This window comes from Alcaligenes faecalis, from assembly GCF_009497775.1.
Taxonomy (GTDB): domain Bacteria; phylum Pseudomonadota; class Gammaproteobacteria; order Burkholderiales; family Burkholderiaceae_B; genus Alcaligenes; species Alcaligenes faecalis_D.
Window position 1 is genome coordinate 866,796 of the sequence record NZ_CP031012.1, and the last position, 12,753, is coordinate 879,548.

Sequence of the window (12,753 nt, forward strand, 5' to 3'; positions counted from 1 at the left end):
CATTGTAACGACAAGCTTTGGTCCCGCTATGAAACATTTGTTAAAGCATCAACGGTGTTGTGCCAGCCAGTCCAGAGCCAGTTTGGCCCAGTAGCTGGCGCCAATGGGGATCAGGGCGTCGTTGAAGTCGTAGCTGCCGTTGTGCAGCATGCACGGGCCCATGCCGTGGCCCTGGCTGCGATGGTCGCCATCACCATTGCCTAGCCAGACATAGCAGCCGGGGACTTCCTGCAACATGAAGGAGAAATCTTCGGCACCCATGGAAGGGCGGATGTCCTGACGCAGCTTGTCGGGGCCGACCAGCTCCCGGATGACTTGCGCGCAAAAGGCCGCTTGTTCGGGATTATTGATGGTAGGAGGGTAGCGGCGGTCAAAGTCGAACTCGGCCTTGCAACCCTGGGCGGCACAGCTTTGCTCACACAGTTCGCGCATGCGGGTCTCGACCAGGTCCAGCGCTTCGGTGGAAAAGGTGCGTACCGTGCCGCGCATGACGGCCTCGTTGGGGATGACGTTGTCGGCAGAGCCGGCATGAATCTGGGTAATGCTCAGCACCACGGGTTCCAGCGGGTCCACATTGCGGCTGACAATGGTTTGCAGACTTTGTGCCAGCTGCACTGCCGCCATGATGGGGTCCACGCCCAGATGGGGCATGCCACCGTGGGCACCTTTGCCTTCAATACGAATTTCAAAGGTATTGCTGGAGGCCATCATGCCACCTGGCAAGACGCCGAAGGTGCCAGCGGGCATGCCGGGCCAGTTATGCAGGCCAAAGACAGCTTGCATGGGGAACAGCGTGAACAAGCCGTCCTTGATCATTTCACGTGCGCCGCCAAAACCTTCTTCGGCAGGCTGGAAAATCAGATAGATGGTGCCCGCAAAATCACGGTGCTCGGACAGGTAGCGCGCTGCGCCCAGCAGCATGGCGGTATGCCCATCGTGTCCACAGGCATGCATCTTGCCGTCGTGACGGCTTTTGTGTTCGAACTCGTTCAGCTCCTGCATGGGCAGGGCGTCCATATCGGCGCGCAGTCCGACGGATGGGCCCTCGCCGCCTGTCCCTTTCAGGATACCGACAACGCCCGTCACGCCCAGGCCACGATGTACCGGAATGTCCCATTTCTCCAGCCAGGATGCGACCTGATCGGCCGTCCGGGTTTCCTCGAAAGCCAGTTCGGGGTAGGTGTGGAGATCACGCCGGATGGCCGCAATTTCATGGGACCAGGCGGAAATGGGATCAAACAGCTTCATGATGCGGGCTTGTCCTTGGGCTTGAACAATAAAGTAGAGTAGAGTTAACCATAAATAAACACGTATTAGGTGACAAGCCCTTGGATACTCAGCAAAAACCTTGGCTCGAGCATTATCCGGCCTCCGTGCCCCATGACATTCAGCTAGGCGCCGAGCAGACCTTGATCGATTGTCTGGATGCCGCCATGAAAAAGCATAAGGACAGGACCGCGCTGACCTTTATGGGGCATGACATTTCCTATGAACATCTGGACCGCAGCGCGGATGCCTTTGCGGCCTGGCTGCAGGCACAGGGTCTGGAGCGTGGCAGCCGTGTGATGCTGATGCTGCCCAATGGTTTGCCCTTCCTGATTTGCCTGCTGGGCACGATGCGAGCGGGCATGGTGGGTGTCAACACCAACCCCCAGTACACCGAACGTGAACTGGAGTTTCAGCTGGCCGATAGCCAGGCCCAGGTCATTGTGATTCTGGAAACCTTTGCGCATGTGCTGCAGCAGGTTCCAGCCAATGTGAAGCCCCCTCATGTGGTCTTGAGTACCGTCGGTGACCTGATGGGCTTCAAGGGCAGCGTGGTGAATTTTGCCGTGCGTTATTTGAAACGCATGGTGCCGTCTTATTCCTTGCCCGGTTCGCGTAGCCTGGAGACCGTGCTGGAGCAGGGCAGCAAGTTAAGCCTGAATCGCCTGCCCGCCAAACCCGATGATCTGGCGCTGTTGCAATACACAGGCGGCACAACGGGTCGCCCTAAAGGCGCCATGCTGAGCCAGCGCAATCTGATGGCCAATGTCCTGCAAGTGGAAGCCGTGGGCTTTCCTGCTTTGGGTGACTTCAAAGGCCCGGCCTACACCATGATGGTGGCCTTGCCGCTGTATCACATCTTTGCGCTGACGGTTTGCGGCCTGTTCGCCATGTATGCCGGCATGCATATGGTGCTGGTGATGAATCCGCGCGATCTCAATTCGGTTTACAAGGCCTGGAAACGCAATCCGCCTGAAGTCGTTCCGGCGGTGAATACCTTGTTCAATGCGCTGGCGAATCACGAAAAATTCCGTACCTTGCCTTTTGCGCAGCTCAAGCTGTGTCTGGCGGGTGGCGCCGCTTTGCAAAAAGCCGTGGCCGAGCGTTGGCTGGCCGTGACGGGCTGCCCTTTGATCGAGGGCTATGGCCTGTCGGAAACCTCGCCGGTGGTGGCGGTGAACTCGACGGACTCACGCGAGTACAGCGGCACGATTGGCTTTCCTTTGCCCTCTACCGATGTGCTCTTGCTGGATGAGCAAGGCCAACCCGTTGCCATGGGTGAACAGGGCGAGCTGGCCGTTAAAGGGCCACAGGTCATGTCGGCTTACTGGAACCAGCCAGAGGAAACCGCCAATGTCTTTACGCCCAATGGTTTCCTGAAGACGGGCGATATTGGTGTCATGGATCAGCAGGGGCGAATTCGCCTGGTGGATCGCAAGAAAGACATGATTCTGGTGTCGGGCTTCAACGTCTATCCGAACGAAATTGAAGACGTGGTCGCAGCTCACCCTGATGTGCTGGAAGTGGCGGCGGTGGGCGTGCCCAGCGAGCACAGCGGTGAAAGCATCAAGCTGTTTGTGGTGAAGCGTAATCCGTCGTTGACAGAGGCTGATATCAAGCAGTGGTGCAAAGAGCGCCTGACGGCGTACAAGCGGCCGCGCATTATTGAGTTCCGGGATGAACTGCCCAAGAGCAATGTGGGCAAGATCTTGCGCCGAGTCCTGCGAGACGAGGAAGCCAAGCCTAAAGCGCAGGCTTGATTGGGTGGGTTCAAGGAGGGGCGATTGTTCAGCAAATCGCCAAACCTGGCCTGCAACCCGATCTGCATAAAACCTGCATAAAAAAAGCGAGCCATTTAAAACGGCTCGCTTTTTTATCGGGCGATGAAGATCGGACCAGGAAGTCCGACCACTAGCCCCGGATAAGGCGTTAAGGCTTGGGCTTGGTCGGACGCTGTGTCAGCGAAGGACGCACCATGCCCAGCAGTTCATCGGCAATGTGAGCATTGCCTGCATAGACGTGACCACTGACAGGCCAGGGCTCTTCCTGATACAAGTCCTGGCACACGCCCTTGGCTTCACGCACCAGCAAGGTGCCAGCGGCTACGTCCCAAGGAGCCAGGCCCATTTCCCAGTAACCGTCGTAACGACCGCAAGCTACCCAGGCCAGATCCAGTGCCGCAGCACCCATGCGGCGCACGCCACGGCTGCCTGTAATGGCGGCGTTCAGGCTGGGCATGTATTGGTCGGAAAAAGAGAAGTCGCGGAATGGAAAGCCGGTGGCCAAAACCGAATCCGCCAGCTTTTTCGAGGAGGAGGACTGGATACGGCTGCCATTCAACCAAGCGCCCACACCGTACATGGCTGTAAACAGCTCTTCGCGATTGGGGTCGTAGACCACGGCAATGACCGGGGTGTCCTGGGCCAGAACGCCGTTATCCATCTGTGTACCAGCTGGAGCGATCAAGGCGACTGAGACGGCATAGTGAGGGATGCCGTGCAGGAAGTTGGTGGTGCCATCCAGCGGGTCGATGTACCAGGTGGGACGGCCTGTATTCACGCCGCCGCTTTCCTCGGCCACGATATCAATGTCCGGGGTGCGCTCCATCAACACACTGATGCAGGCCTGCTCGGCTTCGTGATCGGCTTGCGACACCAGATCGTTGTGCATTTTGTTGCTGATCACCAGAGAGCTACGGTCCGACGCATAGGCTTGTAAAATAGCGGCGGCGGCATGGGCTGCGGTAACAGCAGCGTCCAGGCAGGCGCTGAGCGGTAAACGTGACAATGGCATGGCAATCCGGTTTTAAAAATGAAAAGTCTGAAACGACGACTTTTGATTGTACGTGTTTGTTGGTGTCAGTTTGATTAAGGCCAGTTTAAGGGGTTTGAGCGTGTGTAAGTGTTGTTATGGGCAGGAAAATTAATGGCTGCCTCTGCGTTTGAGCCTCTGGTCCCGGCCGTTCTGGAATTCAATGAACACGGCGTTCCGGTCAGCGCGGTGTATCAGGATAGCTATCATCCGGCAGACGGCCCCTTGGGGCAGGCTCGCCGGGTGTTTCTGCAAGGTAATGGTCTGCCCGAGCGCTGGCGGGGGCGATCGCAATTCACGATTTGTGAGACCGGCTTTGGGCTGGGAGCCAGTTTTCTGGCGACCTGGCAGGCCTGGCGTCAGGACCCGGAGCGCAGCCAGCGGCTGCATTTTGTCTCGGTAGAAGCCCATCCTTTTCGTCAGGCAGATCTGGCGATTCTGTACGCCCGCTTGCCCGAGGAGTTGCAGCCCCAAGCTCAGGAGTTGCTGGCAGCCTGGCCCACGCTGGTGCCGGGCATACACAGGCTGGAGCTGGACGAGGGGCGAGTCACGCTGACCTTGGCCTTTGGGCAAGCCGAAACCATGATGCGCGAGCTGCAATGTCATGCGGACGCCTTTTATCTGGATGGCTTTGCACCTCGCGGCAATCCCTCCATGTGGTCGCGTTCGGTCTTGGGGCAACTGGTGCGTCTGGCTGCGCCGGGGGCAACTGCGGCTTCCTGGTGCTGTGCCGGGCAGGTTCGTCGGGATCTGGCCTCGGTCGGTTTTGAGGTGGAAAAAGTCCCCGGTGCTGGGGGCAAGTGGTGCACTATTCGCGCTCGCTTGCGCTCCCATCTGGGACGCCGCAGCAGCTTGCCGCCGCAACAAGGGCGGGCAGTGGTGATCGGTGCTGGTCTGGCGGGGGCGGCCTGTGCCTGGGAGTTGGCTCGCAAAGGTGTGCCTGTGCTGGTCTGTGATCCGGCACTGAGCAAGGGCCTGGATGCCACGCATCAAGGTCACCGTCTGGCTGCCATCTCTCCGATATTTGCTCTGGATGATGCCCCCTTGGCCCGTTTGAGCCGCAACGCTGTTCTGCATGCCTGGCAGGGCTGGAAAGCCTTGCCGGAAGCGGCCCGCCCGCGTCGGGTCGGGACGTTGGTCTTTGGTCAGGCGGGCAATAGTGATGCCGAGATTCAGCAGGCGCTGGAGCGTTTGGCTTTGGACCAGGATTGGGTGCAGTGGCTGGATCGCGAGCAGGGCTCGGCCCTGGCCGGGGTGCCGCTGCAAGGCGGCGGCCTGTATTTCCCGCAAGGCATGGTGGTGGACCCCGGTGCATTGGTCGCCTATCTGCTGGATCACCCCTTGATTCGATGCCTGCCAGAACACGTGTCCCTGCAAGCCGGCCAGGAGCCGGGTTTGTGGGATGTCTGCAATCAGCGGGGAGAGTGCCTGGAAAGCAGCAATCGTGTGGTGATCGCCGCGGCAGCCGAAAGCCTGAACCTGCTGCCTGACGAGCTCCTGGCCCAGCATCCCATGCCGCGGCTGGCAGCGATGCAGCGTCTGGCCGGGCAGGTGACGTACTTGTCTGCCGAGTACGCTTTGACTCGTGGTGAAGTGACTTTAAGCGGTCAGGGCTATATCCTGCCTGTAGACCCGCAGGGGCAAGTCATCGGTAGCACCTACGAGCGTTTTGGTGAATCTGCCCAGGTCAGCCGCCAGGGTAATCAGCAAAATATAGAAAAAGTTTCTGCCATGCTGGCCAATCCCGCTGTGGAGGTGGCAACACCCGAGCAAGGTTGGGCCGGTTGGCGTTGTGCCTTGAGTGATCATTTGCCCGTGATGGGTTTTGTGCCGGGCCAGCCCGGTTTGTTTATGGCTGCGGCTTACGGCTCACGTGGTTTGAGTTGGAGCCTGCTGGCAGCCAGTTTGTTTGCCGCTTATTGTCTGGAGGAACCCATTCCTTTGGAGCGGCGTTTGGAGCAAGCCTTAATACCCCGCTAAGGCCCGTTTTTCGAATTATTTCGGCGAAATTTGAAGCAACATTTTCCTTTGTAGCGCAAATACGTCAAAATAGTGGCCTTGTTAAGTAATCTTGAGCGTGACCCTGCGATCAGCATCGTGCCGTTCGCTCCACTCTGACGACGTGACACAATTGTTTAATCATCTGAGTTTGTTGACGACGAAACCGGCCCAGGCCGATTTCGCTTTTGTCGAAACCGATTTTGCGCTGCGCATCGAAGCTCATGCGCCGGGTGTTTTTCGTTTCCGCTGTATGCCGCTTGCCCGGCTCGATAACGAAAAGCTCAGTACCCGTGCCAAAGCTTTGGGCGATATGCTGCTGGCCCGCCACGAGGCGGTCAGCGAATTTCAACTGGAAACAGCCGATTCCGGCTGGCGGATTGAGCAGGGCGAAATCGCCTTGCATATTCAATCCAATCCTTGGCGCTTCGAGGTCCGGCGCGGCGATCAACTGCTCTTGAGCAGCGCAGCGCAACCTTTGACGCTGGAGCAAGAGCCCAACAGCTGCTGGCAGCTGGATCTGGCCCTGGCCGAGGAAGACGCCCTGTATGGTTTGGGCGAAACCCTGGGCGAGCTGGACCGCCGCGAGGAAACAGTCGATACCGATCGTCCGGACGATCGCAGCCTGCCTTTGCTCTGGAGCACCCAGGGCTGGGGCTTGTACATCAATACCTTCGAGCGGGTGGAACACGATCTGGGTCAGCAAGACCTGGATGCGTACCGCGCTCGCGTACACGCTGCCGAACTGGATTTCTTCCTGTTCCTGGGGGATCCCAGCGAGATCATCAACCAGTACTCCGCCTTGACGGGCCGTGCTGGTCAACCCGGTGTTACGCCCATGGGCTTGTGGCTGGATGGCGCTCAAGCGCAGGACGTGACGTCCTTGCGTGAGCTGGCCAATCAGTGCCGCGAGCAGGGTATTGCGCTGGATGTGGCCGTCTTGCCGCCACCCGAGCCTTACGATTTTCAGCAGGACAAGCCTACGCTGGAGTGGGATGCCGCCCGCATGGCTGACCCCCGTGACGCTTTCTCCGCCTTGCAGAATGATCAGTTGCAGCTGGCCGCCTGGACTCGTCCTTGCGTACTGGCTGGCACCAGCCTGTTTGAAGAGTGGGAAGATCGCGGTTGGCTGCTCATCAATGATGACGACGGCTGCGCCTATGTCTTCCCCGGCGACGAGTTGAGCGGTGGTCGCGACTACGGCTTGCTGGACCTGACCCACAAGGATGTATTCCGCATGTGGACCGAGCGCCAGCGTCAGATGGTCGATGATGGTCTGGGTGCCGTGCTGTGCAATGCCCGTTTTGATATTCCTGATGCCATCACCAGTCGTGGTGGCGAATCTGGCGCCTTGTTGCGTGCGATTTACCCTGTGCTGGCACGTCAAGCCTTGTTTGACGCTGTTGCCGGTCACAAGACCCCACAAGAAGGCGTGGTTGCCAGCCGCGACCTGAGTCCATCTTCCCAGCGCTTTGCCTGGCAGTTGGGCCCGCAGGTGGAAAACACCTGGGCAGGTCTGACCGAGTCCCTGAAGTCGGCTCTGGCTACCGGTAATAGCGGCGTGCCTATCCAGATTCATGGCTGGGGCAATGCAGCCGCATCGACCAGCGAAATGACGCCAGAGCTGTACCTGCGTTGGCTGGCCATGTCGGTTTTCTCGGCAAATTTCAGCCTGCAAGGTATTCCTGCCTTGCGTCCTGATGCGTTTGACGAAGAAACGCAGGCCCAGGTTGCTCATTGGCTGGAGTGGCGTTTCCGACTGGTGCCTTATGTTCTGGGCATTATTGAAGACGCCGTGCGTACGGGCTTGCCTGTACAGCGCTCCATGGCTCAAAGCTTCCCGGCAGATGCTCAGGCTCGCTTGTGGGATACCCAATATCTGTTGGGTCCCGCTTTGCTGGTGGCCCCTGTCTTGCAGCCCGGCCAGGAAATCGAGGTTTATCTGCCTGAAGGCGACGCCTGGTGGGATCTGAGCACCGGTTGGCGCTACGAAGGTGGCACGACCCTGACAATGACCGTGGGTCTGGATCGCTTGCCGGTCTTTGGCCGCGAAGGTCACATGCTGTGTCTGGGACCGGTGGTCAAGCACACATCCGAGTTCAACTCGGCCCGTTTGCTGGACGAGGTCTGGATGTTTGGCATGCCCGAGCACAGCCCGGTGGTGATGCGCAACAAGATTCGCGTCATGCAGATGCAGGGTTCCAGCTACATCAAGGGTCTGGAAGGATTGAAGATCCTGCCGTCCGAAGGGCTGGAGGTCAAACGCCGCGGTGCCGAGGTTCGTATTTCTCGTGCCCGTTAAGCGCTAGACGAGCCTGATCGTCTTTGAATGCCTCCCGGCATTGGGGTCTGACCCCAGTATCGGGAGGCATTTTCTATTTTCAGCAGTCAATGCACTTGGGCAGATGTTCAGATTTTGTTTCTGAAACAGGAAAAAGTGCTTGGCTAGGGCCTTGGGAAGGCCCTGTTTTCAGCGTTTTGAAAGAAAAACGCCTTTTTCCTGATTATTTGGCATTTAGGGCTTGACGGCTCCTTCGAATCAGGCCATAATTTCATCTTTCAGTCGGGGGTCGTTAGCTCAGTCGGTAGAGCAGCGGACTTTTAATCCGTTGGTCGCGCGTTCGAGTCGCGCACGACCCACCACTAAACTGAAACGTAGAAACAAGGCCGCTCTTAGCGGCCTTTTTCTTTGGGCGCTTGCCTTGCACAGCCAAGGTCACATCCGCGCATTGGCCGGTCGGAAATCTTGCTATACAGTGCAGCCCTCAGTATGGTTCCAATATTTCCATGGGTTATATCTATCTGGTCATAGTCAAATTTGCTTTATGGTAAATTTCGCTTACAGCTCAGGCTTTTATAACTCGACTGACTAACTAGGCTGAGTTCATTTTGATTCGTCTTGAACACATCTCAAAAACCTATTCCCTGGCAGGCAAGACCGTTCATGCTTTGAACGACGTTTCCTTGCAGATTCACCAAGGAGAGGTCTTCGGTATTATTGGTCGCTCGGGTGCTGGGAAAAGTACGCTGATCCGCATGCTCAATCTGCTTGAGCAACCTAGTTCAGGCCAGGTCTGGGTACAGGATCAGGACATCACACGTTTTTCGGGTGCGCAGTTGCGCGCGTTCCGACAAGGCGTGGGCATGGTGTTCCAGCATTTCAATCTGCTCCATTCCCGCACGGTTCTGGATAATGTCTGTTTTCCTCTGCGTCTGGCAGGGGTAGATCGCGCCCAACGTCACGCTCGCGCTCTGGAAGTGCTGGAGCTGGTGGGCTTGAAGGACCATGCCAACAAGTATCCCCGCCAGTTATCGGGCGGGCAGCAGCAGCGCGTCGGGATTGCCCGTGCTCTGGCCAATCGGCCACAGCTTTTGCTGTGCGACGAAGCCACCTCGGCGCTGGACCCGGAAACTACCCAGTCGATCCTGCGTTTGCTGCGCGAGATCAATCAGGAACTGGGGCTGACGATTGTCCTGATTACCCACGGCATGGACGTGATTCGTTCCGTCTGTGATCGGGTTGCCGTGATTGATGCCGGCAAGATTGTGGAGTGTGGCGAAGTGCTGGATGTGTTTCTGCATCCACATCATCCCACCACGCAGTCCTTGCTCAGCGAAAGCGGCGTGAACGCTGACGACTGGCATGCCTTGGCTGATGGCGTACCGGGTAGCGTCATGCGCCTGAGTGTGCGCGGTGTGGCAACGACAGAGCCTTTGATCAGCCGTATTACCAGCCAGCTGGGTTTGAATGTCAGCATTTTGCAGGGCGCCATTGGTCGCATCAAAACCGAACCTTACGGACAACTGGTCGTGGCCGTGGAAGGCGATGCGCAGGCTAAAGCAGGGCTGGATGCCTTGCTGACTGAATTGAATGTCCAATTTGAGGTATTGCGACCATGAACTTTAGCAACCTGGATTGGGCGCTGATTGGTGAAGCCACGATTGATACCTTATTGATGACGGGTATCTCGCTGGCCTTTACCGCAATTATTGGTTTGCCATTAGGCGTGCTGCTGTTTCTGACCAGCCGTAAGCAGATGCTGGACAATGCCTGGATCTACCAGACCCTGTCCCTGATCGTGAACATTTTGCGGTCCGTGCCGTTCCTGATTCTCCTGATCGTCATTATTCCTTTGACGCGCATTCTGGCCGGTACGTCTTTGGGCGTGCAGGGTGCTATTCCGCCTTTGGTCTTGAGTGCCGCGCCGTTTTTTGCCCGCTTGGTGGAAAACGTCCTGCGTGAACTGGATCCCGGTGTGAATGAGGCCTGCCGTGCCATGGGGGCCAACTCCCGTCAGACCGTTTTGCTGGCTTTATTGCCCGAAGCGACCACTGGCATTGTGGCGGCCCTGATTGTGACCGCGATTGCGCTGGTGGGGTATTCGGCCATGTCCGGTGTGATCGGCGGCGGTGGTCTGGGTGACCTGGCCCTGCGCTTTGGTTATCAACGATATCAAACGGATGTCATGGTGGTTACCGTGACTATCCTGGTGGTGCTGGTGCAACTCCTGCAGGTGTTTGGAGACGCCATGGTGGCTCGCTTGAGCCGAAAATAAGTCCTGGCAGCTATCGTCATAGTCTTGCCTTTCTGAAACTGGAGTCGCTCATGTCTTTGAAGAAATTTGTTCCCGTTCTGGCCTTGTCCGTGTCGGCTCTGCTGGCCAGCGTGGCCCAAGCCGCCGAGACCCTGTCGGTTGCTGCTACCCCCGTGCCGCACGCCGAGCTGCTGGAGTTTGTGAAGCCTGCTTTGGCCAAGGAAGGCGTGAACCTGGATATCAAGGTGTTCACCGATTACGTGCAGCCCAACCAGCAAGTTGCTGACGGCCACATCGATGCCAACTTCTTCCAGCACAAACCTTACCTGGATACCTTCAACAAAGAACACAAAACCGATCTGGTGTCGGTGGCCGTGGTTCACGTTGAGCCCTTTGGTGCCTACTCCACCAAGATCAAGAGCCTGGACGAGCTGAAAGAAGGCGCACTGGTGGCGATCCCCAACGATCCCTCCAACGGTGCCCGTGCCTTGCTGCTGCTGCAAAAAGCCGGTGTTCTGACTTTGAAAGATCCTTCCAACATCCTGGCAACCTCGCGTGATGTGGACCAGAACCCCAAGAAGCTCAAGTTCAAGGAACTGGAAGCTGCTACGCTGCCGCGCGTGCTGGCTGACGTGGATATCGCCCTGATCAACACCAACTACGCGCTGGAAGCCGGTCTGAACCCCACCAAGGATGCTTTGGCTATTGAAGGTGCAGACTCACCTTACGCCAACTTGATCGCTGTGGCTGCCAAGTCCAAGGACGACCCACGTGTGGCCAAACTGATCCAGGCTCTGCATAGCGAAGACGTGAAGAAATTCATCGCTGACAAGTACAAGGGTTCTATCGTTCCGGCGTTCTGAATTTGAGTTTTGACAGGACTCGCTGTATGAAAAACCTCGGGATTTCCCGAGGTTTTTCTTTTTTTAAAACTATTAAATACAAAGAGTTGGCGTGCTTCGGGTAGGATAGATCAACGCTGGGGCAGGTCATGAGCCTGCGCTGACTTGGGTAAAACATCGAACTGGCTGGTTTTGGGTCAGTCCCTACAGAGGAGTAACGGATGTTCAATAAGAAAATGAAAACCCTGATGGCCGGTCTGGCCTTGGCTTTGGCATTGCCCGCTGGGCAGGCTTTGGCACAACAAGGCAAAGAACTGGTGGTCGCAACCGATACGGCGTTTGTGCCTTTTGAGTTCAAGCAAAACGGTAAATACACCGGCTTTGATATCGATCTGTGGGATGCCGTCGCCAAGAAGGCCAATCTGAATTACCGTTTCCAGCCCATGGACTTCAACGGCATTATTCCAGGCCTGCAAACTCGCAATCTGGACGCCGCGCTAGCCGGGATCACCATTCGTGATGACCGCAAGCAAGTGATTGATTTCTCCGATCCTTACTACGAGAGCGGTCTGGCCATTCTGGTCAACACCGATAACTCCGCTATCAAGACCGCCTCCGATCTGGAAGGCAAGACTGTGGCTGTGAAAATTGGTACCGCCACGGTGGACTTCATGCAGCGCTCGGTGCCTACCGCCAAGCTCAAGCTGTTCCCCAATATCGACAATGCCTTCCTGGAGCTGGCAACTGGCCGTGTGGACGCGGTGGTGCACGATACGCCTAACGTGCAGTACTACGCCCAGACTGGCGGCAAGGACCGTGTGAAGGTGACTGGCGCCGTGAAAAGCGGTGACTTCTACGGCATTGCCTTCCCCAAGGACAGCGAACTGGTACCTGTCGTGAACCAGGCTTTGAAAGACATTCGTGCTGATGGTACGTACGACAAAATCTACCAGAAATGGTTTGGCAAGCAGCCTGAATAAACAGGCGTAAAGCCAAGCGCATGCCAAGCGGTGATCGCGTGTCGTAACGGGATCACCGCTTTTATTTTTTGACGCTCTGTTGTGGGCGTTTATTCAAAGACAAAGGTAGCACTGTGACTTTTGAATGGGACGCTATCTGGGGGGCTTTACCCAGCCTTCTGGAAGGTACAAAAATGACGCTGCTCATTACCCTGTTGGGTTTGGTGGGTGGCGCGATATTGGGTTTTCTGACGGGGGTGATTACCACCTACATTCGGGTACCGGTCACCTGGCGCCGAGCTGCCTTGTTCGTGCTGGGCGTGTTCGCACTGGGCTTTATGC

The 12,753-nt window shown here is 57.1% G+C and carries 9 protein-coding genes and 1 tRNA gene; 8 read left to right on the forward strand and 2 right to left on the reverse strand.

Annotated features, from left to right (window positions below; all coding sequences use genetic code 11):
* Positions 1-48: 48 nt before the first annotated feature.
* A complete protein-coding gene (locus DUD43_RS03970) occupies positions 49-1,248 on the reverse strand; it encodes a M20 aminoacylase family protein (RefSeq protein WP_086060871.1) in 1,200 nt (399 codons plus the stop codon).
* Between the two features lie 80 nt (positions 1,249-1,328).
* Between DUD43_RS03970 and DUD43_RS03975 the strand changes: the two genes are divergently transcribed.
* Positions 1,329-3,026 carry an AMP-binding protein gene (locus tag DUD43_RS03975; protein ID WP_153229243.1) on the forward strand — a complete coding sequence of 566 codons (1,698 nt, stop codon included), beginning with the start codon at positions 1,329-1,331 and terminating at the stop codon, positions 3,024-3,026.
* A 169-nt stretch (positions 3,027-3,195) separates the two neighbouring features.
* On the opposite strand, the gene DUD43_RS03980 is transcribed toward DUD43_RS03975, so the two are convergent.
* Complete coding sequence (locus DUD43_RS03980) at positions 3,196-4,059, reverse strand: inositol monophosphatase family protein (RefSeq protein WP_153229244.1); 864 nt, start codon at positions 4,057-4,059, stop codon at positions 3,196-3,198.
* A 132-nt stretch (positions 4,060-4,191) separates the two neighbouring features.
* Here DUD43_RS03980 and mnmC point away from each other — a divergent pair, with 132 nt between their 5' ends.
* The 7 genes from mnmC to glnH all read left to right on the forward strand — a co-directional run bounded on the left by mnmC (position 4,192) and on the right by glnH (position 12,432).
* A complete protein-coding gene (gene mnmC / locus DUD43_RS03985) occupies positions 4,192-6,057 on the forward strand; it encodes an FAD-dependent 5-carboxymethylaminomethyl-2-thiouridine(34) oxidoreductase MnmC (protein ID WP_153229245.1) in 1,866 nt (621 codons plus the stop codon).
* Between the two features lie 151 nt (positions 6,058-6,208).
* The gene (locus DUD43_RS03990) at positions 6,209-8,377 is read left to right on the forward strand and encodes a glycoside hydrolase family 31 protein (RefSeq protein WP_153229246.1); all 2,169 of its coding nucleotides are present in this window, start codon (positions 6,209-6,211) and stop codon (positions 8,375-8,377) included.
* Between the two features lie 265 nt (positions 8,378-8,642).
* Positions 8,643-8,718: transfer RNA gene (locus DUD43_RS03995), tRNA-Lys, on the forward strand.
* A gap of 246 nt (positions 8,719-8,964) precedes the next feature.
* On the forward strand, positions 8,965-9,975 hold the full coding sequence (locus tag DUD43_RS04000; RefSeq protein WP_153229247.1) for a methionine ABC transporter ATP-binding protein: 1,011 nt from the start codon (positions 8,965-8,967) through the stop codon (positions 9,973-9,975).
* The gene (locus DUD43_RS04005) at positions 9,972-10,631 is read left to right on the forward strand and encodes a methionine ABC transporter permease (RefSeq protein WP_153229248.1); all 660 of its coding nucleotides are present in this window, start codon (positions 9,972-9,974) and stop codon (positions 10,629-10,631) included. The genes DUD43_RS04000 and DUD43_RS04005 overlap by 4 nt, the downstream gene beginning before the upstream one ends.
* Before the next feature lie 50 nt (positions 10,632-10,681).
* A complete protein-coding gene (locus tag DUD43_RS04010; RefSeq protein ID WP_009455007.1) occupies positions 10,682-11,473 on the forward strand; it encodes a MetQ/NlpA family ABC transporter substrate-binding protein in 792 nt (263 codons plus the stop codon).
* Between the two features lie 227 nt (positions 11,474-11,700).
* Entirely contained in the window at positions 11,701-12,432 is a 732-nt protein-coding gene (gene glnH / locus DUD43_RS04015; protein ID WP_373568170.1) for a glutamine ABC transporter substrate-binding protein GlnH, read from the forward strand.
* Positions 12,433-12,753 lie beyond the last annotated feature (321 nt).